This window comes from Caproicibacterium amylolyticum, from assembly GCF_014467055.1.
In the GTDB taxonomy this organism is placed as follows: domain Bacteria; phylum Bacillota; class Clostridia; order Oscillospirales; family Acutalibacteraceae; genus Caproicibacterium; species Caproicibacterium amylolyticum.
Window position 1 is genome coordinate 662,214 of the sequence record NZ_CP060696.1, and the last position, 23,038, is coordinate 685,251.

At 52.3% G+C, this 23,038-nt stretch carries 24 protein-coding genes; all 24 read left to right on the forward strand.

Annotated features, from left to right (window positions below):
* Entirely contained in the window at nucleotides 1–468 is a 468-nt protein-coding gene (gene ispF / locus H6X83_RS02940) for a 2-C-methyl-D-erythritol 2,4-cyclodiphosphate synthase (protein WP_212507685.1), read from the forward strand.
* A gap of 90 nt (nucleotides 469–558) precedes the next feature.
* Nucleotides 559–789, forward strand: coding sequence for a putative Se/S carrier protein (locus H6X83_RS02945; protein WP_212507686.1), 231 nt, complete (start codon nucleotides 559–561; stop codon nucleotides 787–789).
* Entirely contained in the window at nucleotides 786–1,931 is a 1,146-nt protein-coding gene (locus tag H6X83_RS02950) for an aminotransferase class V-fold PLP-dependent enzyme (RefSeq protein ID WP_212507687.1), read from the forward strand. Before H6X83_RS02945 ends, H6X83_RS02950 begins: the two co-directional genes overlap by 4 nt.
* A 106-nt stretch (nucleotides 1,932–2,037) precedes the next feature.
* Entirely contained in the window at nucleotides 2,038–2,937 is a 900-nt protein-coding gene (cdaA, locus tag H6X83_RS02955) for a diadenylate cyclase CdaA (protein ID WP_246419467.1), read from the forward strand.
* Nucleotides 2,927–4,243 (forward strand): CdaR family protein, encoded by a 1,317-nt coding sequence (locus H6X83_RS02960; protein WP_212507688.1) that lies wholly within the window; start codon nucleotides 2,927–2,929, stop codon nucleotides 4,241–4,243. Before cdaA ends, H6X83_RS02960 begins: the two co-directional genes overlap by 11 nt.
* A 411-nt stretch (nucleotides 4,244–4,654) precedes the next feature.
* Complete coding sequence (gene recJ / locus H6X83_RS02965) at nucleotides 4,655–6,745, forward strand: single-stranded-DNA-specific exonuclease RecJ (RefSeq protein ID WP_212507689.1); 2,091 nt, start codon at nucleotides 4,655–4,657, stop codon at nucleotides 6,743–6,745.
* A complete protein-coding gene (locus tag H6X83_RS02970; protein ID WP_246419470.1) occupies nucleotides 6,723–8,921 on the forward strand; it encodes a RelA/SpoT family protein in 2,199 nt (732 codons plus the stop codon). The genes recJ and H6X83_RS02970 overlap by 23 nt, the downstream gene beginning before the upstream one ends.
* Before the next feature lie 168 nt (nucleotides 8,922–9,089).
* Nucleotides 9,090–9,710, forward strand: coding sequence for an MBL fold metallo-hydrolase (locus H6X83_RS02975; protein ID WP_212507690.1), 621 nt, complete (start codon nucleotides 9,090–9,092; stop codon nucleotides 9,708–9,710).
* A 2-nt stretch (nucleotides 9,711–9,712) separates the two neighbouring features.
* Nucleotides 9,713–11,194: a coproporphyrinogen dehydrogenase HemZ gene (gene hemZ, locus H6X83_RS02980; protein ID WP_212507691.1), complete on the forward strand. Its 1,482-nt coding sequence runs from the start codon at nucleotides 9,713–9,715 to the stop codon at nucleotides 11,192–11,194.
* The gene (locus H6X83_RS02985) at nucleotides 11,172–12,131 is read left to right on the forward strand and encodes a uridine kinase family protein (RefSeq protein WP_212507692.1); all 960 of its coding nucleotides are present in this window, start codon (nucleotides 11,172–11,174) and stop codon (nucleotides 12,129–12,131) included. The genes hemZ and H6X83_RS02985 overlap by 23 nt, the downstream gene beginning before the upstream one ends.
* Nucleotides 12,132–12,250: 119 nt before the next feature.
* Nucleotides 12,251–12,694: a zinc ribbon domain-containing protein gene (locus tag H6X83_RS02990; protein ID WP_212507693.1), complete on the forward strand. Its 444-nt coding sequence runs from the start codon at nucleotides 12,251–12,253 to the stop codon at nucleotides 12,692–12,694.
* Between the two features lie 128 nt (nucleotides 12,695–12,822).
* Entirely contained in the window at nucleotides 12,823–14,565 is a 1,743-nt protein-coding gene (locus H6X83_RS02995; protein ID WP_212507694.1) for a putative polysaccharide biosynthesis protein, read from the forward strand.
* A 46-nt stretch (nucleotides 14,566–14,611) separates the two neighbouring features.
* Entirely contained in the window at nucleotides 14,612–15,307 is a 696-nt protein-coding gene (gene mazG / locus H6X83_RS03000) for a nucleoside triphosphate pyrophosphohydrolase (RefSeq protein WP_212507695.1), read from the forward strand.
* A gap of 16 nt (nucleotides 15,308–15,323) precedes the next feature.
* On the forward strand, nucleotides 15,324–15,599 hold the full coding sequence (locus H6X83_RS03005; RefSeq protein ID WP_212507696.1) for an HU family DNA-binding protein: 276 nt from the start codon (nucleotides 15,324–15,326) through the stop codon (nucleotides 15,597–15,599).
* 178 nt (nucleotides 15,600–15,777) lie between these two features.
* Entirely contained in the window at nucleotides 15,778–16,197 is a 420-nt protein-coding gene (locus tag H6X83_RS03010) for a YjdF family protein (protein WP_212507697.1), read from the forward strand.
* A gap of 371 nt (nucleotides 16,198–16,568) precedes the next feature.
* Entirely contained in the window at nucleotides 16,569–16,814 is a 246-nt protein-coding gene (locus tag H6X83_RS03015; RefSeq protein WP_212507698.1) for an RNA-binding S4 domain-containing protein, read from the forward strand.
* Nucleotides 16,815–16,866: 52 nt separating this feature from the next.
* On the forward strand, nucleotides 16,867–17,154 hold the full coding sequence (gene yabP / locus H6X83_RS03020) for a sporulation protein YabP (protein WP_212507699.1): 288 nt from the start codon (nucleotides 16,867–16,869) through the stop codon (nucleotides 17,152–17,154).
* Entirely contained in the window at nucleotides 17,154–17,837 is a 684-nt protein-coding gene (gene yabQ, locus H6X83_RS14530) for a spore cortex biosynthesis protein YabQ (RefSeq protein ID WP_246419471.1), read from the forward strand. The genes yabP and yabQ overlap by 1 nt, the downstream gene beginning before the upstream one ends.
* Nucleotides 17,791–17,988, forward strand: a complete 198-nt coding sequence (locus H6X83_RS14535) for an FtsB family cell division protein (protein ID WP_246419473.1) — start codon at nucleotides 17,791–17,793, stop codon at nucleotides 17,986–17,988. The genes yabQ and H6X83_RS14535 overlap by 47 nt, the downstream gene beginning before the upstream one ends.
* Before the next feature lie 45 nt (nucleotides 17,989–18,033).
* Entirely contained in the window at nucleotides 18,034–18,531 is a 498-nt protein-coding gene (locus H6X83_RS03030; protein ID WP_212507701.1) for a S1 RNA-binding domain-containing protein, read from the forward strand.
* 134 nt (nucleotides 18,532–18,665) lie between these two features.
* On the forward strand, nucleotides 18,666–19,832 hold the full coding sequence (locus H6X83_RS03035; RefSeq protein WP_212507702.1) for an amidohydrolase: 1,167 nt from the start codon (nucleotides 18,666–18,668) through the stop codon (nucleotides 19,830–19,832).
* 16 nt (nucleotides 19,833–19,848) lie between these two features.
* The gene (locus tag H6X83_RS03040; RefSeq protein ID WP_212507703.1) at nucleotides 19,849–20,688 is read left to right on the forward strand and encodes a fumarate hydratase; all 840 of its coding nucleotides are present in this window, start codon (nucleotides 19,849–19,851) and stop codon (nucleotides 20,686–20,688) included.
* Nucleotides 20,689–21,142: 454 nt separating this feature from the next.
* The gene (gene hpf, locus H6X83_RS03045; protein WP_212507704.1) at nucleotides 21,143–21,682 is read left to right on the forward strand and encodes a ribosome hibernation-promoting factor, HPF/YfiA family; all 540 of its coding nucleotides are present in this window, start codon (nucleotides 21,143–21,145) and stop codon (nucleotides 21,680–21,682) included.
* A 69-nt stretch (nucleotides 21,683–21,751) separates the two neighbouring features.
* A complete protein-coding gene (locus tag H6X83_RS03050) occupies nucleotides 21,752–22,885 on the forward strand; it encodes a THUMP domain-containing class I SAM-dependent RNA methyltransferase (protein WP_212507705.1) in 1,134 nt (377 codons plus the stop codon).
* The last annotated feature ends 153 nt before the right edge of the window (nucleotides 22,886–23,038 follow it).

Here is a 23,038-nt window from a genome sequence, read left to right on the forward strand (position 1 = left end):
ATGCGGATTGGGCATGGATATGATGTACACAAACTGGTAGAGGGCCGCAGGCTGATTTTGGGCGGCGTTGCCGTGCCTTATAAAAAAGGGCTTTTGGGGCATTCGGATGCGGATGTGCTGGCACACGCCATTTCGGATGCGCTGCTGGGTGCCGCTGCACTGGGGGACATCGGCTGTCTGTTTCCGGACAGCGACCCGGCCTACAGCGGCGCAAACAGTATGCTGCTGCTGCATGAGGTCTGTGAAAAAGTGCGTACGGCGGGATATGAAATTGAAAACATTGATTCAACGATCCTCTGCCAAAGGCCGAAACTGCGCCCGTATATTGATTCCATGCGGGAACAGCTGGCGAAAGCCTGCGGCATTGCCCCAAAACAAGTCAGCGTGAAAGCCACCACCGAAGAAGGGCTTGGATTTACCGGTGCGGGTGAAGGAATTGCTGCACATGCAGTGTGCTTGCTGCGGTAAAAAGAATCACAGTTCTTTCTGGCAAAAAAGGCAGAAATCAGGGGTAACACATATTCTGTATAGATAGTAAATACAGAGAGGTGATACCTTGTGGGTCAGCAGCTGATTATTGTCGGTTCTATTACCTATGCGATGAAGAGCCGCGAAATATTGTTTAACCATGGAATCAAGGCATATGTGGAGCGTCTGCCGCGTACACCGGATATGCCCGGCTGCGGTTACGGCGTTTTTGTTCCCAGCAGAACTGATGAAGCAGAAAAAATTCTGCGGGATGCCGGAGTGCACGTTTTGGGCCGCAGGGAGCGGGTGAGCAGGGGATGATTTACCTTGATAACGCTGCCACCACGTTTCCCAAGCCACCGCAGGTAACTTCTGCTGTACAGCAGGCTATCCTGCGCTATGGCGCAAATCCGGGGCGTGCCGGCCATAAAATGAGTCTGGAAACCGCGCAGGAAGTGTTCCGCGCAAGAGAAGAGGCCGCTGCGCTGTTTGGAGCACCCGGCCCGGAGGATGTTTCTTTTGTTCTGAACTGTACGCAGGCACTGAATATGGTGATTAAGGGAACAGTAAAGCCCGGCACCCATGTAGTGACATCCTGCTTGGAGCACAATGCTGTTATGCGGCCGCTGGAAACTCTGCGCCAAAAAGGGATTATTACCTACACAGAGGCACAGGTTGTGCCGGGGGACAACGACGCAACGCTGGACGCTTTCCGTAAAGCGATGCAGGACAATACCTGCCTGTGCGTCTGCACACACGCTTCCAATGTGTGGGGGATTCGGCTGCCGGTGGAGCGGATAGCCGCGCTGTGCCACGCTTACAAAGTCCCAATTTGCGTGGATTGTGCGCAGTCTGCGGGCGTAGTGCCGATTTCTATGACCGAAAATGGAATCGATTATTTGTGTGCACCGGGGCACAAAGGACTTTATGGGCCAATGGGAACCGGCCTGCTCCTTGCACAGGATGGTTCCAAACTGGACACAATTATTGAAGGCGGCACCGGCACCGCTTCAGAAAGTTTGGCACAGCCGGAGGGAACGCCGGAACGCTTTGAGAGCGGTACGATCAATGTGCCGGGAGTGATTGGTCTGCGTGCGGGAATTACCTTTGTGCGCAGTAAAACAACCCAACAGATCTACCGCCATGAAAGCGAGCTTGTCTGCGGGCTGTATGACAAACTAAAAACTTCCGGAAAAGTGACGCTGTATACACCACGTCCTGAGCCACCATATTTTGTACCGCTGCTTTCCTTTAATCTTCCCGGAAAGGGCTGTGAGGAGGTCGCGGCTGCGCTGGACCGGCAGGGTTTCGCCGTGCGCGCAGGGCTGCACTGTGCACCCAGAGCACACGATTTTTACGGAACACTGAATTGTGGGACTGTGCGGGTCTGCCCATCTGCGTTTACCAACCGGTCGCAGATTGACGCATTTGCGCGCACAGTAGTGCGTATTGCATCCGTTTGATTTTTTGGTGAAAAGAAAAAGTGTTTTCCATAAAAATAAAAGAAAAAGATTGCATATCCTCTCTGATATGATAAAATTATAGCAGAGCAGGAAGGGAGGGATTGCCGTGGCCCAGTTGACAACGTTTTTTGAAAATTTTTTCGGAAATTTACAGAATATTTTTATGAATTTCCGTTTTGTGGATGTAATTGACATCCTGCTGGTCACTATTGTTATCTACAATGCAATCAAATTAATGCGGGAAACCCGAGCGGGCCAGCTGGTAAAGGGCATCATTGTTGTACTGTGTGTTTGGATTTTAGCCACGACGGCGCATCTGTACATGACAACAACCCTGCTGACCTTTGTGATTCAGTATGGACTGGTGTGCCTTGTGGTACTGTTTCAGCCGGAACTGCGCAGCGCATTGGAAAAAATGGGCCGCGGCAAAGTCAGCGGCGGCCTGCGCTCCATTTTCAGCGTACGCGCCAGCGAGGAAGAGGAGCAGCAAGAGCAGCTGCGCCGCGGCATTCTGGCGGTTGTGGAAGCCTGCGACGGTATGTCGCGCACCAAAACCGGTGCACTCATTGTTTTTGAACGTGCTACGAAACTTGGTGACATTGTGGACACCGGCACAGTAATTGAAGCAGTACCCAGTGTGCCGATTATCTGTAATGTGTTTTTTAACAAGGCACCTTTGCACGACGGTGCTATGGTGATGCGGGATGGCATGCTGTACGCGGCGGGATGTATTCTGCCGCTGACAAAGCGGAACAACGACGTTGCCATTGAGCTAGGCACACGCCACCGTGCCGCAATCGGCATGAGTGAAAACTCGGATGCTGTTGTGGTGGTCGTTTCCGAAGAAACAGGCCAGATTTCCATTGCACTGGGCGGCACGATTACCCGCAATTACACACGGGAATCCCTGCAGAATGAATTGAACAATCTGCTTCTGAACCAGGACACATCAAAGAATAAGAGTACTTTCTTTGCGTCCATCAGGAGGCCGAAGAATGAAAAATAAAGAGAAGAAGCCACATACGTTCCCCAAAAAAACAGAACAGGGTCGCCTGAAAGGCCTGTTTTACAACAACAAATTTGTTCTGATTCTGTCGGTTGTAATCGCTTTTATCATTTGGGTCGCGCTGGCATTTAACGACACCGAGCATTTTCCGAAGCGAATCAATGAGGTGCCAATCAGCGTGCAGCTTTCTGACGAAGCGCAGCAGCAGGGGCTGACTGTGTACTCTCCGACAAAGACAGACACTGTTTCAGTTACAATCAGCGGCAATACGCTGATTGTAAACCAGATTCGCAGCAGCGATATCGAAGTGGTGCCTATGAGTGTTTCACAGATTACCGCGCCGGGGGATTACAAAATTGCATTGATGGGCAAAAACGTAAGTGCGCTTTCCAGTTTTGAATTCGTCAATATTTATCCTTCCGAGTGGACCGTTCACGTAGACCGCGCCGCAAAAAAGTCGTTTCCGATTAAGTTGCCTGCCAATATGGATAAAATCGACACCTCCGGCTACTACAGCCCGGGACCAACTGCAGATACGGAAAGTGTAACGATTTCCGGTCCGGAAACGGAAGTAAACAAAATCGATCATGTTTCCATCGACTACAGCGCCGGCAGTACGGCGCTGACCGAAACAAAATCTGTACAGGCACCGTTGGTGCTGTATGATTCCAGCGGAAATGTCATTACCCCCAGTCACTATGTGACCATGAGCATTTCGCAGGTGAATGTGACCATACAGGTCCAGCCGAAAAAGACCGTGAAAGTCCGCCCGACCTTTACCAATCAGCCTGCCGGACTTCAGATGGACCAGGACAGCGCCTTTACGGTTACGCCGGGCACTATTGAAATCGCCGGCCCGAAAGACACCCTGAGCAAAATTTCCGAAGTCAGCCTGGAGGCCATCGACTTTTCGCAGATCAACACCACGCACAACAGTTTTAATCAGCAGATTTCACAGCTGCCGACTGGCTGTACAAATTTGAGCAGCGGCACAACAGCACAGGTCACGCTCAAAAATATGAGCCAGTATACATCAAAGGAAATTACGATCACCAACTTTACCAAGATGAATGTACCGGATGGTATGACCGCGGCAATGGAGACCAAATCGCTGACAGTCAGCATTGTCGGCAAGGAAAGTGATATTGCTACCCTTACGGACAGTAATATTACTGCGGCGGTGGACTTTTCCAATGTACAGGAAACAGGAACCACCAATGCGCCTGTTTCCATTAAAATTGGTGGCAACAAAAACTGCTGGGCCTACGGAACGTATCAGGCAAGCGTTACGCTGAGCAAAACTTAGCGCAATACGCCAAAGAGAAAAAGAATTACTTTCCGCTGCTTTCTTAGAAAGCAATCGCAGTGTAGCGCGCGCAGCGCCACGACCTTTCTTTTGACCTTATCCTAAGAAGTGCTCGCAGGTTTGGAAGCCTGCAAGTCAGGCACCCAAGGCCTTTTCCTTTTGAGCACTTTGTCAGCAATAACCCCTAAGCCGGACAGCAGCAGGCACTTTTCGCTTGCTGCTGTCCGGCTTTTTTGCTGTTTCAAGGCGAAATTTAGAAGAAAACTCGCTGAAAAGATTGAATAAATACAAACAAAATGATAAAATAATTTATCAGCCTTTTTTAAAATATGAACAAAATATGACCGGATAAACAGAAGAACCGGCAGTAAATAATGAAGCTTTGCCGGTGAAAGGACGGGTGAACATCAGTTGGCACTGAAAAAATGGGAAGTTGCTTCTTATGACCGGCAGACAGTGCGCGAAATTGCGCAGCAAACCGGCTTGCCGGCAGCTGCAGCCGCGCTGCTGCAGTCCCGCGGCTGCAAAACGGCTCAGGAAGCGGCAGACCTGATAAATGGAGCACCGCTGAGTGACCCGCTTCTGCTCAAAGATATGGATAAAGCGGTTGAACGAATCAACCGCGCAATCGAGGAATTTGAAAAAATCGCGGTTTATGGCGATTATGATGCGGATGGTGTAACAGCAACCTCTATTCTGTATTCCTATTTGGAATCCTGCGGCGCGGATGTTTCTTTTTACATCCCGGAGCGGGAGGGAGAGGGTTACGGCCTGAACCTCACTGCGGTGGAGACCCTGCACGAACGGCAGGTGGATTTGATTGTAACGGTGGACAACGGCATTTCTTCCCTTGCAGAGATTGCGCGTGCTGGGGAACTTGGCATGGATGTTGTGGTAACAGACCATCACCAGCCGCGTCAGGAACTGCCGGACGCAGTTGCAATCGTTGACCCTTTTCGGGCGGATGACCACAGTGACTGCAACTGCCTGTGCGGCGCGGGATTGGCTTTTAAGCTGGTGCAGGCGCTGGAGGGGCCGGAGTCCGACCAGCAGCTTCTGTTGGAAACCTATGCCGACCTTTTGGCGGTTGGCACCATTGGCGATGTGGTGCCAATGGTTGGGGAAAACCGCACCTTCGTGAAAAAAGGCCTGCAGCTTCTGCCGCAGACCGACCGGCCGGGGTTGCGTGCTTTGCTGGAAAAGGCAGGACTGGAAGGGCACACGCTGACATCTGAAAACGTTGCGTTTGGTGTCGTTCCGCGCGTGAATGCGACCGGAAGAGTCGGCTCGCCGGAACGAGCAGTGCGCCTGCTGTTGAGTGAAGACCCGGAAGAAGCCTGCCCGCTAGCAGCAGATATCTGTGATGATAATGATTACCGCAGGCAGCTGGAAACAGAAATTTTGGAAAGTGCTCTGCAGCAGTTGCATCAGGAACCAGAGCGGATGCTTGACCGCGTTTTGGTGGTAGAGGGGCGCGACTGGCATCATGGTGTAATCGGAATTGTGGCAAGCCGCATTACCGAGCGGTTTGGCAAGCCGTGCATCGTACTTTCCACTAATGCGGAGGAAACCAAAGGTTCTGGCCGCAGCGTGGAGGGCTTTTCTTTGTTTCTAGCGGTTTCTGCATGTGCGGATTTACTGACAAAGTTTGGCGGCCACCCGATGGCTGCAGGGCTCACTATGCCGCCGGAAAATACTGCGGAGTTTCGGCGGCGCATCAACGCTTACGCTGCCACACAGGGAACCATGCCGGTTCCAGTGCTGCATTTGGACGGCGCACTAAAGCCTGCGCGCCTCTCTTTGGAATTGCCGCGTGCGGCACAGATGCTGCAGCCATTTGGTACCGGCAACCCCCGGCCGCTGTATGGTTTGCTGGGTGTGACCCTGCAGGAAATTCAGCCGGTAAGCAGCGGCAAGCACCTGCGCCTAATCTGTGTCAGTGCGGGGGTGCGGGTACGCTGCATGAAATTTGGTACCACGCTGGAGGCGTTCCCGTACAAAGTGGGCGATGTGCTTGACCTGGCCGTTGAACTGGAAGTCAATGAGTACAACGGACGGGAACTGCTGTCGGTCATTGTCCGTGATATGAAGCTCGCAGGGTGCAGAGCCGAAACACTGCTGGCGGGACAGGCGTTGTTTGAGAAAGCAGAACGCGGTGATCCGCTGACACCGGAGGAATTGACCGGATTAACACCTGACCGCACGGCCTGCGCGGGGCTGTACCGCACACTGCGTGCGTGCGGCGGCTACAGCGGCGGTGCGGAAAAGCTTTCCGGAATGGATTCCTCCATGCCGTTTGCACGTTTGCTGGTCTGCCTGGAGCTTTTTCGGGAACATGGCCTGATACAGTTGGAAATGTTCGGCATGCAGTACACGGTCAAACTGTGTACTGCACAGGGAAAAGTAGATCTTTTCAACAGTGACTTTCTGCGGCGTTTAAAATCGCAGGTACAAACGGTACCGAATTTGCAGGGGAGCAATGAAAATTATGATGTGCGGTGAAAAAACTTTTGACGGGCTGACGGCGCTGCTTTCACAGAGCGAACATGAATACAATATGGAACTGATTCGCCGGGCGTATGATCTGGCGCTTTCCGCACATGGGGATCAGAAGCGGCTTTCCGGCACGCCCTATATTTCACATCCGGTTGCGGTGGCGTGTATCCTTGTGGAACTGGGCATGGACAGCGAATGTGTTGCAGCCGGACTTTTGCACGACGTGGTAGAGGATACCAAAATCAGTCTGGATGAACTGCGCCGTATTTTCAGCGATGAAATAGCCGGATTGGTGGACGGCGTTACCAAAATCACGAAAATGGGGCGGATTCCGTACAATTCCCGCGAGGTGCAGCAGGCGGAAAATATCCGCAAGATGCTGATCGCGATGAGCGAGGACATCCGCGTCATTATCATTAAGCTGGCGGACCGTCTGCACAATATGCGTACATCCGAGTACTGGACACCTGCTAAGCAGCGGGAAAAAGCGCTGGAGAGCATGGAAGTCTATGCGCCGATTGCGCACCGGCTGGGCATCCGCGCCATCAAAGAGGAACTGGAGGACCGTTCCCTGCGGATTCTGGACCCCTTCGCCTACAAGGAAATTGAGGACAGCCTTGCTCTGCGCAAGGATGAGCGCAATGAATTTATTGAAAAGACAAAAAAACTCATAGAGGACCGCATTTCCGGTTCAATTCCGAACGTCTATGTTTCCGGCCGTGTAAAGAGCATCAACGGTATTTACCGCAAGATGTTTGTGCAGGGCAGAAATATGGATGAAATTTACGATATTTACGCGGTGCGCGTCATTGTGGATACAGTGAATGACTGCTACAACGTGCTGGGCATTGTACATGATATGTTCCGCCCGCTGCCGAACCGCTTTAAAGATTATATTTCCACCCCAAAGCCAAATATGTATCAGTCCCTGCATACAACTGTAATCGGTAAGGACGGCATTCCGTTTGAAATCCAGATTCGTACGTGGGAAATGCACCACACAGCGGAGTACGGCATTGCCGCCCATTGGAAATACAAACTTGGCATGACGGATGCGCGTTCTGCGCGGGATGGTATGGAAAAGCGGCTGACATGGATTCGGCAGATTCTGGAGGATCAGAACAATTCTGCGGACGCAACCGATTTGATTCACACCATCAAAAATGACCTGACACCGGATGAAGTGTATGTCTTTACACCGCGCGGGGATGTGATCAATTTGCCGGCCGGCAGTACCGTGATTGATTTCGCGTATGCCATTCACAGCGCAATCGGCAACCGCATGGTCGGTGCCAAGGTGGACAAACGCATGGTGCCGCTGACCACCCAGCTGAAAACCGGTCAGATTGTGGACATTGTTACCAGCAAGGAAACCAGAGGCCCCAGCCGCGATTGGCTGAAAATTGTAAAAACCAGCGAGGCGCGCAACAAAATCCGCACCTGGTTCAAAAAAGAAAAGCGCGATGATAATATTTTAGAGGGCCAAAACGAAGTTGAGCGCGAGTTTAAACGCAACGGCGTCACCATGACCGGTGAAGAACTGGAGTCGCTCCTGATGCGTTTGGGCGCAAAACAGAACTGTGCTTCAGTGGAGGATGTTTACGCGGCAATCGGCTACGGCGGCATTCAGCTTTGGAAGGTGATGCCCCGTATTAAGGAAGACTACCTGAAAACCCACCATCCGGAGCCGCCTAAAGAGCAGCCAAAGCCCCAGCAGACTGCAAAAAAGGCTGCCAGCGGTGTAATCGTAGACGGAATGGCCGACTGCCTTGTTAAATTTGCGCGCTGCTGCAACCCACTGCCCGGAGATGAGATTATCGGTTTTATCACCCGCGGCTACGGTGTATCCATTCACAAAAAGTCCTGCAGTAATGTGCCGCATCCAATCAGCGACGCGGCAGAGCCGGAGCGTTGGATTTCCGCACACTGGGCAGGTGAAGTGCAGGAGGAGTTCCAAACCACGCTGGAAATTGTGGCAGAGGACCGTTCCGGCCTGCTGGCGGATGTTACCCAGCAGCTGTTCAGCATGCACTTGTTTATTCATGCACTGAATTCCCGCGAACTCAAGGACGGCCGTGCGGCCATTTCCGCAAGCATTACAGTAAACGGCCTTTCCCACTTACAGAGCATTATTGGCAGACTGGAGTCTGTTGACGGTGTGGAATCGATTCGCAGAACGTAAGTGAGTTACTTTGCCTTTACAGTAAAGTTTTCGCCAGCCTTGTTCACAAGGCTGCGGGTGTGGGTGGAACCCACGGTTTTGCCCTTAGCAACATAAGGAGCAGGTCTGGGCTGCAAGCCCAGGACCTTGCCCTTGTGCTAGAACTTATGAATATTTTCAGGAGGCACTATGCAGATAGAATGTATTTCCGGCGGTCCGCTGCCAACCAACTGTTACCTGTTGACCGATGAGGAAACCGGCAAAACTGCGGTGATTGACCCCGGCTTTTACAATTCCCAGCTGGAAAAGGCTGTGCAGAAGCATCAGGTCGTGATGATTTTGCTGACGCACGGGCATTTTGACCATATCACAGGTGTGAAAAAACTGGCAGTCGAAACCGGCGCAAAAATTTATATGGATGCGGCGGACAGCGACTTTCCCATGAAGCCGGAGCTGAACCTGAGCAGCGCCATGGGGCTGGATGCAATAGAACCATTTGTGCCGGATGTGCAGTTGCACGACGGCAGCACCATTGAGCTTGGCAGTCTGCAAATTAAAGTGATGCATACACCGGGGCATACACGCGGCGGGTGCTGCTACCTTGTGGGTGACACGCTTTTTTCCGGCGATACGCTGATGTGCGGCACTGTTGGACGCACAGATCTCCCGACCGGCAGTTACGAGGAGATACGCAAGTCGGTGCAGAGGCTGCGTGACCTGCCAGGAGAATGGCGTGTGCTGCCCGGTCACGAGTTTGAAACCAAGCTCAGCTGGGAGCGGAGCAATAATCCCTATATGGAAGCTGAGTAAAAATGAATTTGATACTGGAAAACAATTCGTTTCACTATGAACTCGAAAAACTCTGCCGCTTATTTTACCCCGAAGAGCCTATCCGTGTGCTGGAAAACGGTGTGCAGCCGGAGCTTCCAGACCCGATTACCGCATATGCGGGGGTACAGGAGAAAGAAGGAAAGGTTCAGCTTTGCGCTCGTTTTCGTGACGATGCGGAGGAAATTCACGCTGAAGCGGAGTACATCCCCGAACAATATGGGGACAAAAGCCCGGAACGTCAGCTGGCAGAGCTTTTGTACGAACTGTTGGTGCAGCAGACCGGCTTTTCGCCCCGCTGGGGCATTTTAACCGGTGTGCGTCCGGTAAAGCTGCTGCACAGCCTGATTGCCCAGTACGGGCAGGAACAGGCGGTGCAGGTCTTTCAGAAAGCCTACCATGTCAGTGAAGCCAAAACGAAACTTGCCCTGCTGACCATGGAAAATGAACGGCAGCTGCTCAACAGGGAAAAAGTCAACGGCTTTTCCCTGTATATTGGTATTCCGTTCTGCCCGAGCCGGTGTGCTTACTGTTCCTTCGTTTCCATGACTGTGGAAAAAACGATGCAGATGATACCGGAGTATGTGCAGTGCCTTTGCCGGGAAATCGAGGCAGCAGGCAAGGTGGCACGGGAACTGAAGCTTTCTTTGCAGTCGGTTTACATGGGCGGCGGCACGCCCACGACCCTTACAGCGGAACAGATGGACCGCGTACTGGGAACCGTGCAGGCATCCTTTGACCTTACAGACTGTATGGAATTTACCGTGGAAGCCGGCAGACCGGATACGGTAACGCCGGAAAAGATGGCCGGTCTTCGCCGCCGCGGCGTTTCCCGCGTCAGCATCAACCCGCAGACGATGCAGGAAAAGGTACTGCAGGCGATTGGCCGCAGGCACACCGTCAGGCAGGTGCTGGAAGCGTTTCAGATGGCACGTGACGCGGAATTTACGGATATCAATATGGATTTGATTGCCGGTTTGCCGCTGGATACGCCGGAAACTTTTGCGGATACGGTTGACCGCGTCTGCAAACTGGCGCCTGAAAGCATTACCGTGCATACACTGGCATTAAAACGGTCTTCACGCATCTTTCAGGAGGGGCAGCAGCGCGCTTCGGGGGCCGCCGCCGCACAGATGCTGGATTATGCCGGCCCAAAGCTGATAGACGGCGGTTGGCGGCCATACTATCTTTACCGGCAGACCCGCATTTTGGGCGGGCTTGAAAATGTCGGCTTTGCCAAAAAAGGATGCGAAAGCTTTTACAACGCTGCCATTATGGACGAAAGCCAGACAATTCTGGCCTGCGGGGCAGGCGCTGGAACAAAGGTCTGTGACCCTTCCGGCAGCGGACAGCTGGAACGCGTGTATAACTTTAAATATCCTTATGAGTATATTTCCCGACATGGGGAGATATTGGAGCGGAAAGAAAAGGTGAAGCAAATCTATGATCAATACACGGCACAGTGAGTATGTTCATTTTACAAATAATCTGGCGGAAATGAACCAAATGGCGGAAAATAATCCCGCGGAGCTGGTTTCCCGTGCAGACCAGCGCTTTCACAACAGCATCCATGATGTTGCGAAAAAAGTAGTGCAGCGCGGCTGCCGGGTGGTGCTTCTGGCGGGGCCGAGCAGCAGCGGAAAAACCACTACGGCGCATTTTCTTTCGGATGCGCTTAACCAGCTGGGGCATGAAACCAAAATGATTTCTCTGGATGATTTTTACCGTGCGGAAGATGAAACTCCACTGCGTGCGGACGGCCAGCATGACTTTGAGTGTCTGGAGGCATTGCGGCTGGACTGCGTCCGCAAGTGTCTTAAGGACTTGACAGAGTCCAACAGCTGCGAAGTGCCGCAGTTTGATTTTGTTTACCACAAACCGTTGCCGCAGCCGCGCAGGCTGACGCTTGGCGAAAATGATATTGCGGTGATCGAGGGGCTGCACGCGCTGAATCCGGTACTGACCGACCAGCTGCAGCGGGACGGCATTGTGCGGATGTACATCAGTGTGAAACAGGACATCATAAACGGTACGGAACAGCTGCTGAACGCACATGAAGTCCGTATTGTGCGGCGCGTGGTGCGGGACTTTAACTTCCGTGGAACCAGCCCGGAGCGCACACTGGGTATGTGGGAATCCGTCATGGACGGAGAACAGAAGTATATAAATCCTTTTAAGCATAACGCGGATTTTACCGTGAATTCCCTGCACGCGTATGAACTGGGGGTTCTGCGAAACCCGGCACTGCTGCTGTTGCGCGAGGTTTCCGAGCAGAACGGCTGGGTTGCAGAAGAAGTGAATCGTTTGCAGTTTGCGCTGATGCTGGTGAAACCGGTGGACGCCGGACTGCTGCCGCCAACTTCTCTGATACGGGAATTCATAGGCGGCGGACTTTACAACTGAGTTATGTTTTAAGTATTAACATTTAGTTAATATTCCTATTTTTACTTGCAATTTAAAATCTCGTTATGGTATAATCCTAGCAAACAAGAGTATACTGACTGACAAGGAGCGTGGCGGATATGGGACTGTTTGAAGATGTTGTCATCAACGCAAAGAATGCTGCTACCGCAGTAGGAGAAAAAGCAAACCAGATTATGGACATTTCCAAGCTGCGCATCAATGCGGCTGACCTGAACAATGAAATCAGCAAACGGTTCGAAGCACTGGGCCGCGTTGCTTATGATTCCAAAAAAACAGGTGCGTCGTCTGATGAGCTGATTGGGGAATGTGTTGCGGCTATTGATGAGCTTTACGAGCAGCTGGACGCTGTTAATGAGCAGCTTGCAGCTAAGCGCAGCCGCATTCCCTGCAAAAAGTGCGGCCAGGAAAATCCGGTCGGTGCTGCTTACTGCAGCAAGTGCGGCCAAAAGCTACAGCCGGATGCAGCAGAGGACTCCGCAGAGGAAACAACCGCTGCCGAGCCGGAAAAACCGACTGAAAACTCAGAAGAACCTAAAGAATAATTTAGAAAATGAAACGGCTGCCGCTTTTTTTGCGGCGGCCGTTTTCTGTTTCTGTGGTACTGTGGATATTTTTTTGTTTTTTCACATAGATATCAAAGGAAGACTGTGAAGAAACGGAAGTGTTCAGTGTGGCGCGAAAAAGTCAAAGTTTTTTAAAAGGTGCTGCTGTGCTGGTGGGTGCAGTGGCGGTTGTAAAGATACTGGGTGCGCTGTTTAAAATTCCGCTGAGCTGGATTCTAACGCCGGTGGGCAGCGCCTACTTTGGAAGCGCCTATTCCCTGTACTTTCCTATTTACAGTTTGGCGGCGGCTGGATTTCCAACTGCTGTGGCACGCATGGTCAGCGCAAGGTGTGCGCGTGGTCATTTTCGGGACGTGCGTGCTCTGCACAAGGTTTCTGTACGGCTGTTTACGGCGCTTGGATTTTGCGCTTTTGCCCTGATGATGGCGCTTTCATGGCCATATGCCAATCTAGCAGTGCGCACAGGCCCACAGACTGTACTGCCTGCCCTATGGGCATTGGCACCGTGCGCCCTCTTCTGCAGCCTGCTGTCAGCCTACCGCGGCCTTTATGAGGGTATGCGCAACATGACTCCGACGGCGGTTTCACAGATTATTGAGGCAGCGGGCAAGCTGATTTTTGGCTTGGGTCTGTGCGCTGGTGCTGCTGCCGCCGCCGCACGGGAATATGCGGAAAGCGGCACGGTCTGGGGCGTTGCGCAGCCATCTGAAGAATACGCAAGGCTTGCGGCACTGCCGGCATGTGCGGCAGGAGCGGTGTTTGGTGTTACCATAGGCAGTATGCTTGCATTTCTGTTTTTGATGATTTATTACAAAAAAAATGGAGACGGCATTACCAAAGCAGAGCTTCGCCGCGCACCGCCGCCGCCCGCGGCAAGAACACTGCGGCGGGAACTTCTGCGCACAGCGGTTCCGATTGCGCTCGGCTCACTTGCAGTCAATCTTTCCACGCTGGTGGACGCGGCACTGCTGAATCAGCGGCTGACAGACCTGATGCAGCAGCTGCCAACTGCGCTGCTGCAGATTTATAACGGACTGCTGCCTGAAGAAGTGGTGCGTATGCAGAGTGTGCCTTCTTTTTTGTATGGCTGCTATACAAATGCCAATACTATGTTTATGCTGGTACCGACCATAACACAGGCGTTTGCAATGAGTGCACTGCCAAGTGTTACTGCTGCGTGGGCGGCGGGTTCCCGCCCGCGTCTGGAGAAATGCGTGCTTTCAGTTTTGCGACTTTCGGCCATGATTACGCTGCCGATGGGGCTGGGGCTGGCTGTGCTGTCGGAGCCGGTATGCAGGGTGCTGTTTGGTGTGCAGAACGCACCGGAAATCACCGGGCAGATTTTATCTGTACTGGGCATTGCAGCGGTCTTTTCGGCATTGTGCACGCCGGTGCAGAGCATGCTGCAGGCGGTTGGCAGGGTGGATCTGCCGGTCAAGTTTTTGTTTGGCGGGCTGGTGGTAAAAGGTGTGCTGAACTACGTGCTGGTCGGCGACCCACGCTTTCAGGTGATGGGTGCGGCGATTTCCACACTGCTCTGCTATGGTGTCATTTTGCTGTGCTCACTTGTGGCTTTGTACCGTGAAACAAAAATCAAGCTGCATCTCTGTTCTCTGTTGGGCAGACCGCTTTTGGCAGGGGCTCTGAGTGCGGTGACAGCCAAGCTTGTTTGGCGGGCGCTGCAGACGACGCTGGGCGGTACGGCGGCTACAGTTTTGGCAGTGTGTGCGGCAGCAGCTGTATATGCAGTATGTGCGCTAATTTTGGGAATAATTACTAAAGATGACATAAAATCTTTGTATGCTGGAAAATCCGCTAAAAGCCTTGAAAAACCGGGGCGTATCGTGTAAAATAGATAAAGCTTTAACATGATTTGGCACTGGGGGTACTGCAGAAGTGAATTTTCAGCCGAAAAAGCGGTATGATTTACAAGATATGCGGCAGATTATTAAAATTCTGCGTTCACCGGAGGGCTGCCCGTGGGACCGCGAGCAGAACCACCACTCCATCCGAAACAACTTCATTGAGGAAACCTATGAGGCTGTGGAAGCAATCGACACCGAAAACCCAACGCTCCTGTGTGAGGAACTGGGGGATGTTCTGTTTCAGGTGCTGTTTCACTGCCAGTTGGAAGAGGAAACCGACCGTTTTTCTTTTGATGATATTGTTGACGGTGTGGCAAAGAAAATGATTGAGCGCCATCCTCATGTGTTTGGCTGTGTGCAGGCTGCAAATGTGGAAGAAGTTCTGCAAAACTGGGACGCGATTAAGCAGGAAAGCAAGCACCGCAACAGCGGCACTAAGGTGCTGCAGAGCGTTTCGCCGGCTTTGCCTGCATTGATGCGTGCCGCCAAAGTGCAGAAAAAGGCACAGCAGGCTGGCTATCCGCTGGAACAGGACCCCGCCGCGGCAGACCCGCAGCAGGCAGGCGCATTGCTGATGCAGGCTGTCCGTGCAGTACGGGCGGCCGGGCTGGAGCCGGAGCAGGTGCTGAGTGAGGAAGTTGAGTCTTACATCCGCGGATTTGCGGAATGGGAGGCTGTCAGTAAGGATACTGCGCAGGATTGCGTGGAAAAAGAAAAGGATTTATAAACGGAGGTATTTTACAATGAATAAGACCGAACTGATTAATGTGGTTGCCGAAAAGGCTGCTGTATCCAAGAAAGATGCTGAAAATGTTGTTGCTGCTGTGCTCGATTCCATTGTGGATGCTGTTTCTCACGAAGAAAAGGTTCAGCTGGTTGGCTTTGGTACCTTTGAGTGCCGCAGCCGCAGCGCACGCCAGGGCCGCGACCCGCGCACAAACAGCACCATTGAGATTCCGGCTTCCAAAGTTCCGGCTTTCAAGGCCGGCAAAGCTTTTAAGGACGTTGTGAACAAGTAATTTCTTGCGAGATGCGGCAGCTTACCGGTAACCGGAAGCTGCCTTTTTCTTTCGACAAAAACACAGAGATAAAAACACAGCCCCGGCCGGTAGTCCGGGCGCAGCAGAAGTGCTGTCAGTAACCTGCCTCCTTGGTTGTCCGTTCTCTGTGGTTTGGATATTTTAAGGAGGAACCAAAATGAATAAGACCGTTTCCCAGCTGACCGTGTATTTTGAGGACCCGTTCTGGGTCGGTGTATGCGAGCGCAGCTGCGGAGAAAACTATGAAGTGTGCAGAATTGTGTTTGGCGCGGAACCAAAGGACTTTCAGGTGTATGACCTGCTGGTAAAGCACTGGAGCCGGATGCGTTTCAGCAGCGGTATTGCTGTGGAAGAAGCGCAGGAACGGAAAATCAATCCGAAGCACATGCAGCGTGCCGCAAACCGGCAGATGCAGCAGTGCGGCATTGGCACCAAGGCACAGCAGGCGCTCAAACAGCAGCAGGAACAGGGCAGGCAGGCCAGAAAAATCCGTACCCGAGAGCAGCAGGAGGCGGAAAAAGAACGGCAGTTTGCGCTGCATGAGCAGAAGCGACGTGAAAAGCATAGAGGGCACTGAAGCGTCCGTACAGTAAAAGTTTCGCCCGCCTTTTCAAAGGCGGCAGGTGTGGGTGAAGCCCACGGTCTTGTCCCTTGACCATAAAGCACTTTCTATTTAGAAAAAAGGAAACAAGCAAAAGTTATCCTGCGGCGGCGAAGCCACGCCGCACAGAAGCAGCGTTTAAGGCTGACAGGCTGCTGGTAGGAGGTGCTTACAAAGGTCAAGACCTGGGCTTGCAGCCCACCTCTTACCAGAGGCGGGAACCCTTTTGCCCTGCGGGCATCTTCCCTAAAGGGGAGCAATCACACTGCGGTCGCTTTCTCAGAAAGCGACGGAAAGCAACTTCTAAACACTTTTGCGTACAAATTTGAGAAAGGAATCTATATTTTATGAGGTTGGACAAATATTTAAAAATATCGCGCATTATCAAACGCCGCACCGTTGCAAATGAAGCCTGTGACGCTGGTCGTGTGCTGGTGAACGGCAAGAGCGCTCGCGCGTCTTATGACGTAAAGGTTGGAGATACGCTGGAAATTTCGCTGGGCGCGCACACCGTAAAGGCGGAGGTGCTGAGTGTGAGTGAATATGCCACCAAGGACAGCGCCGCTTCCATGTATCGTATGCTGGAAGAATAGCTTTCAGGCGCGGTGCATATATCTTCCTGTATGGACAGGAGGTGTATGCACCATGTATGAAGAAAAAAACACAGGCACGGCAAACAAGGCGCCGCACATGATTACACTGGACAACAGGCATGAGCTGCGCGCGACAGGCGTTTCAAATGTAGACAGCTTTGACGAACAGACCGTTGTAGTTTACACATCCCTGGGGCAGCTGATCGTGCGCGGGGAAGGGCTGCATATTGAGAAGCTGAGTGTGGAAACAGGCGAGCTTACCCTGACCGGCACGGTCGCTTCCATGAGCTACGTGGGCGACGAAAAGCGCGGCGGGGGACTCTCACGCCTGTTTCGGTAATGGACGCTTCCAACTCCCAGAATACGTTTGCATTTCTGCTGTTCTGCGCACTTGGAGCAGCGCTGGCGGTTGTATGGTGTGTTTTGCGCGCGGTGCGTGCACAGCTGCGGGAAAGGGGTGCGTTCAGCATTGTGCTGGAGGCATTTTTCGGTGTGCTGTGTGCGGTAAGCGTAAAACTGCTGGCGCTGGGCGTGTACTGGGGAGAGGTGCGCGGCTTTCTGCTGCTTGGAGCAGGATTTGGCTTCTGGCTGATTTATGAAACACTGGGGCGGCTGCTTACCTTTGTGGTGGGCGCGCTGCTGCATGCGGCAGTACGTTTTTTGCTGCGTCCGTTGGGGCGTTTGGTGTGCCGTTTGGGGCGTTTCCTTGGCAAAGTACTGACATTTCCGGTTCATCTTGCGAAAAAAGTACTGGTTACCTTGAAAAATGCCTTGAAATCTGTACAGAGGTTCGTGTATAATAAAAAAAATGCCAGAAAGGCCGCAAAAGGCAAAAAACGTGCAGTTCGGGGGATGGTGAGGCCGTATGCGGGAAATCAAAGCGCAAAAAAAACAGAAGAGCACACGAAATCTCCTGCTTGGGCTGGCAATTCTCGTGTTTTGTCTGTATATGCTCGCGGCAGTGGTCAATCAGCAAATGCAGATACGCAGTCAAAAGGCAAAGCTGCAAAGTATTCAAAGTGAGATACAGGTACAGGAAATTAAAAACAGCGACATCCGCCATGAGTTGGCGAGCGAGGGCCAAAGCAGTGAGTATATTGCCCGCATGGCCCGCGAAAGCTTAAACATGGCAAAAACAGGAGAGAGAATCTTCATCTGCCCGGGCGGGGATTAACCGCATGCAGGGCGGGGCAAATTTTAAGGAGGAACAAAGAGTTTTATGCAGCTTGAGGTAGGTACAGTCCTGGAAGGAAAGGTTACCGGCATTACCAAGTTTGGTGCGTTTATTGAGCTTCCCACCGGGCAGACGGGCATGGTTCATATTTCTGAAATCGCACCTACGTTTGTGAAAGAAATCCACGATTTTGTAACAGAGGGCCAGACTGTTAAAGTCAAAGTCCTAAGTATCGGTGAAAACAACAAAATCAGCCTTTCCATGAAACAGGTAGAAGGGCAGCAGAATGGAGCAGCCCGCGCCCAGCAGGGAGGCGCTCGCCCGCAGCGTTCCCCACGTCCGCCGCGCCGCCGCCCGGAACCGCAGCCGCAGCAGCACCGTCCCGGAAATTACGAATGGCAGCCCCGCCGGAACGATTCCGCCGATTTTGAAGATATGATGTCGCACTTTAAACAGACCAGCGATGAAAAAATGTCTGACCTGAAAAAAACAGTGGAAAGCAAACACGGCGGTTACTCCCGCCGTTCCAACAGTTCAAAATAAGTTTTCGAGCCGCACCGGGCAGCGGGCTTCCCGCTTGCCACGGCGCGGCTTTTCATTGCTCTGAGGTTAGATTGCCGTCCAGCAGAGAGAGTTGGCGGTTAAGTACAGTACTACAAGAAGGAGATATACAATCCATGCTTTTTATTCATGCAGAAATCCACACAATGGCAGGGACAGTTCTCAAAGACGGCTGGCTGCAGACCCACGAAAACGTGATTGCGGCGTTGGGCGAGATGCCTGCACCGCAGACTGCAGATGAAGTTTATGACTGCCGTGGCGCGGCGATGTACCCTGGCTTTGTTGACGCTCATACCCACATTGGCATGATGGAGGATGGCCTGACCTTTGAGGGCGACGACGTCAATGAGGATACAGATCCTACCACGCCGCAGCTGCGCGCGATTGATGGCCTGAACCCAATGGACCGCGATTTCCGCGAAGCGGTGGAGGCGGGTGTTACCACTGTTGTAACCGGCCCCGGCAGTGCCAACCCGATCGGCGGCCAGATGGCGGCGGTTAAAACTTACTGCCCCAGCGGCTGCGTGGATGACATGATTTTGAAAGCGCCGGTTGCCATTAAGATGGCAATGGGAGAGAACCCGAAAAACGTATATCATGAAAAAGAACGCGGCCCGGTTACCCGCATGGCAACAGCTGCATTCATCCGTGAAGAGCTTTTTAAGGCACAGCGCTACATGGAGGAGCTTCAAAAAAGCGAAGAGGACGAGGACACCGATCCACCGGAGTTTGATATGAAAGCAGAAGCGTTGCTGCCCGCTCTGCGCCGTGAAGTGGAAGTCCACTTTCATGCGCATCGTGCAGATGATATTTTTACTGCAATTCGTATTGGCAAAGAATTCAACTTGGATTTTGTAATTGTGCATGGTACCGAGGGACACTTGATTGCCGAACGGCTGGCAAAGGAGAATGTACGTGTGCTGTCAGGTCCGTTTCTTTCCGAGCGCAGCAAACCGGAACTGCGCAACCTGACGCCTGCGTGTCCGGGCATCCTCAGCAAAGCAGGCGTGCGCACCGCGATTATTACCGACCATTCCGTAATCCCTATTCAGTATTTGCCGCTTTGCGCAGGGCTTGCAGTGCGTGATGGCATGAGCCGCGAGGACGCACTGCGTGCCATTACGATTGAGCCGGCACGTATCTGTCACCTCGAAAATCGGGTTGGTTCATTGGAAACGGGCAAGGATGCGGACTTTTTACTCTTTACGGAAGACCCGCTTTCCAACTTTACAAAACCGCGTATGGTTGTGACCAATGGCGTAATTGCTCTGGATAACCGCTGAAGCGGAGGAGGCAGCTATGAGAGAACTGGACGCGCAACAAATTACAAATACGGTGGCAAGGCTCTGCATTGAGGCCAATCGCAAGCTGCCGCAGGACTTGGAAGCCTGTATTCACTGCAAGGCTGAAACAGAAACCAGTCCGCTTGGGAAAGGCATTCTGCAGGATTTGTGTGCCAACATGGATGCCGCTGCAAAGCTGGAAATTCCGGTGTGTCAGGATACCGGCATGGCGGTCGTTTTTGCGGAAGTGGGGCAGGAAGTTCACATTTCCGGCAGCTTTGAGGACGCTGTGAACCGCGGTGTTTCCAAAGGCTACACTGAAGGACTGCTGCGCTGTTCCGTAGCAGCTGACCCGATTCGCCGCGGTAATACCGGCGACAATACACCTGCTGTCTTACATACCCGCCTTGTGCCGGGAGATAAAATTCGCCTGACAGTAGCGCCGAAAGGGTTTGGCAGTGAAAATATGAGCCGCCTGAAAATGCTGACGCCTGCGGCAAGCGAACAGGACATCATTGATTTTGTGGTAGACACCATGCGGCAGGCGGGAAGTAATCCCTGCCCGCCGGTCGTGCTGGGTGTCGGCATCGGCGGCGACTTTGAGAAGTGCGCCGAGCTGGCAAAGCAGGCGCTGTGCCGCCCGGTTTCCGAAAAGAATGCTGACCCGTACTATGCTGAACTTGAACAAAAGATGTTGGATGCCGTCAATGCGCTGCACATTGGCCCGCAGGGCTTTGGCGGAGATGTAACCTGCCTGACACTTGCGATTGAGCAGTACCCAACACATATTGCAGGCTTGCCGGTTGCGGTGAATGTGGGCTGCCACGTCACGCGCCACGCCAGCGCAGCGCTGTAAAAAGCACTTTCAGTAAAGTTTTCGCCAGCCTTGTTCACAAGGCTGTGGGGGTTGGGGCTTTGCCCCAAGGTCTTGACCGTAAAGCCCTTGCTGTTAAAACAAGTAACCAGCAGCATTCCCTGCGGCGGCGAAGTCACGTCGCAAAGAATCACCCGCCATGCTTTGTGTCCTGAATTTGCAACAGCTTTTATTGAGGCTGCAGGGCACCGGTTTTCTGCTTGCGTGCGTCCTAAGACATAAGAGCGAATGCCCCAAGACACAAGCTTGTTATACTTTGGCTTTTTCACGCGTAATCGCCGAAAAGTGATTCTTATCTCCCCAAAATACATTATTTTTATAAATTTCACAATAAATTCACGCTTAGACCTTTTATTTTTTTGGCGAATGTGCTATTGTATAGGCAAGGAATCAGAAAAATTTGAATTCTATCATTCCGCGAAGGAGATGTCTGAGTATGAAGGTTACAATTACGGGAAGAAAAGTAAATCTGCGCGAAAACTTTAAGGAACTGGCTGTTAAAAAGCTTTCTCGTTTTGACCGTATTTTTGATGAGAATGCGGCTGCCAAAGTAGTGGTAACGGTAGAGCGCAACCGCCAAACCGTTGAAATTACGATTAAGAGCAATGGCATGATATTCCGCGGTGAAGCAACCGACCCAGAGATGAACAACGCGCTTGACCAGGTGGTCAGCACGCTTGGGCGTCAGATTCGCAAGAATAAGGCAAAACTTGACAAACAGATTCATTCCGTTGCACTTGACCAGTATTTGCAGGAATATGTGAATGCAAATGAGGAACCTGAGGAAGACTACAAGGTGGTGCGTACCAAACACTTCATTGTTAAGCCAATGAGCGTTGAGGAAGCAATTTTGCAGATGAATATGCTGGAACATCAATTCTTCATGTTCCGCAATGTGGAAACAGAAGAGATCAACGTCGTTTACCGCCGCAAGGCAGGAAACTATGGCCTGCTTGAGCCGGAGGACAACGACTGAACAATATAAGGTTTAACTTTCGGGGGCCGGGAACTTTACCGGCCTCCCTTACTGTGTACAGGAGGAAAAATGGAAGACTTTAAATTAGCTGCACCATGCCTGCTTGGTGTGGAAGGACTGGTCGCACAGGAACTGCGGGAAATGGACGCACAAAATGTGGAAGCGCAGAACGGGCGCGTTATTTTTGATGGCACGCCGCAGATGCTGGCGCGTGCAAATATTGGTTCCCGCTTTGCAGAGCGCATACAGGTTCTGATGGGAACTTTTCCGGCACGCACCTTTGACCAGCTTTTTGAAAATGTGAAAGCACTGCCGTGGGAACGCTGGATTGGTAAGGATGACGCGTTTCCGGTAAAGGGACGTTCCCTTTCCTCACAGCTGCACAGTATTCCGGACTGCCAGAAAATCATTAAAAAAGCAATCGTGGAGCGCCTGAAACAGAAATACCACGTGAGCTGGTTTGCGGAAAGCGGGGAACTTTATCAGGTGCAGTTCCTGATTATGAAGGATCAGGTCAGCGTGATGCTGGACACTTCCGGTGCAGGTCTGCACAAACGCGGCTACCGGCAGAACGCGGCGGAGGCGCCGATTAAGGAAACGCTGGCGGCAGCGCTGGCAGCGCTTTCCCGGGTGCGCACAGATGCGAATCTGTATGACCCCTGCTGCGGCTCCGGTACGCTTCTGATCGAATCCGCAATGTATGCCATGCATATGGCGCCGGGCCTGCAGCGCCGCTTTTCCGCACAGTTCTGGCCGCAGATACCGGAAGACACGTGGAAGCGGGAAAAAGACCGCGCACTTAGCTTTGTTGTTCGGGACGCGGCTTTTATGGGCTGGGGCAGCGACATTGACGGCGCAGCGGTTGACTTGACACTGGACAATGCCCGCAAGGCAGGTGTGATTTCTCATATTAAAGCCGTCAAGGCAGACCTTGCGGACTTTGCGCCGGAAACCGAGCACGGCTGTGTAATCTGCAACCCGCCGTACGGTGAGCGGTTGCTGGACTTGAAACAGGCAGAGGAACTGTACCGCACCATGGGCAAAGTCTTCCCTGCGCGTCACGGGTGGAATTACACGGTTATCAGTCCGGATGAAACATTTGAAGAATGCTTTGGCCGCCGTGCTGACAAGCGCCGCAAGCTGTACAACGGTATGATCAAGTGCCAGGTGTATATGTTCTATCGTGCGCCAAGAGAAAAATAAGCAAGATGAAGCGCAGCAAAATAGCACTCCTGGATTTGGAGTGCTATTTTGTTTCTTAAAAGGAATAATAAAGTGCTCAAATGTAAATAATTTATGAAATCAGAAGATTTTCGAAAAAAGCACTTGATTTTTCAGAAAAAATAGGTAAAATAA

What these genes read in the sequence shown, in the direction of transcription:
- H6X83_RS03050 (WP_212507705.1), top strand. Translation starts at nt 21,752, where the DNA reads ATGGAAGACTTTAAATTAGCTGCACCATGCCTGCTTGGTGTGGAAGGA.
- H6X83_RS03040 (WP_212507703.1), top strand. Translation starts at nt 19,849, where the DNA reads ATGAGAGAACTGGACGCGCAACAAATTACAAATACGGTGGCAAGGCTC.
- H6X83_RS02975 (WP_212507690.1), top strand. Translation starts at nt 9,090, where the DNA reads ATGCAGATAGAATGTATTTCCGGCGGTCCGCTGCCAACCAACTGTTAC.
- H6X83_RS02990 (WP_212507693.1), top strand. Translation starts at nt 12,251, where the DNA reads ATGGGACTGTTTGAAGATGTTGTCATCAACGCAAAGAATGCTGCTACC.
- ispF (WP_212507685.1), top strand. Translation starts at nt 1, where the DNA reads ATGCGGATTGGGCATGGATATGATGTACACAAACTGGTAGAGGGCCGC.
- H6X83_RS03030 (WP_212507701.1), top strand. Translation starts at nt 18,034, where the DNA reads ATGCAGCTTGAGGTAGGTACAGTCCTGGAAGGAAAGGTTACCGGCATT.
- H6X83_RS03035 (WP_212507702.1), top strand. Translation starts at nt 18,666, where the DNA reads ATGCTTTTTATTCATGCAGAAATCCACACAATGGCAGGGACAGTTCTC.
- hpf (WP_212507704.1), top strand. Translation starts at nt 21,143, where the DNA reads ATGAAGGTTACAATTACGGGAAGAAAAGTAAATCTGCGCGAAAACTTT.
- H6X83_RS02985 (WP_212507692.1), top strand. Translation starts at nt 11,172, where the DNA reads ATGATCAATACACGGCACAGTGAGTATGTTCATTTTACAAATAATCTG.
- H6X83_RS03005 (WP_212507696.1), top strand. Translation starts at nt 15,324, where the DNA reads ATGAATAAGACCGAACTGATTAATGTGGTTGCCGAAAAGGCTGCTGTA.
- H6X83_RS02960 (WP_212507688.1), top strand. Translation starts at nt 2,927, where the DNA reads ATGAAAAATAAAGAGAAGAAGCCACATACGTTCCCCAAAAAAACAGAA.
- H6X83_RS03015 (WP_212507698.1), top strand. Translation starts at nt 16,569, where the DNA reads ATGAGGTTGGACAAATATTTAAAAATATCGCGCATTATCAAACGCCGC.
- H6X83_RS02950 (WP_212507687.1), top strand. Translation starts at nt 786, where the DNA reads ATGATTTACCTTGATAACGCTGCCACCACGTTTCCCAAGCCACCGCAG.
- hemZ (WP_212507691.1), top strand. Translation starts at nt 9,713, where the DNA reads ATGAATTTGATACTGGAAAACAATTCGTTTCACTATGAACTCGAAAAA.
- yabP (WP_212507699.1), top strand. Translation starts at nt 16,867, where the DNA reads ATGTATGAAGAAAAAAACACAGGCACGGCAAACAAGGCGCCGCACATG.
- H6X83_RS02970 (WP_246419470.1), top strand. Translation starts at nt 6,723, where the DNA reads ATGAAAATTATGATGTGCGGTGAAAAAACTTTTGACGGGCTGACGGCG.
- H6X83_RS14535 (WP_246419473.1), top strand. Translation starts at nt 17,791, where the DNA reads ATGCAGATACGCAGTCAAAAGGCAAAGCTGCAAAGTATTCAAAGTGAG.
- H6X83_RS03010 (WP_212507697.1), top strand. Translation starts at nt 15,778, where the DNA reads ATGAATAAGACCGTTTCCCAGCTGACCGTGTATTTTGAGGACCCGTTC.
- yabQ (WP_246419471.1), top strand. Translation starts at nt 17,154, where the DNA reads ATGGACGCTTCCAACTCCCAGAATACGTTTGCATTTCTGCTGTTCTGC.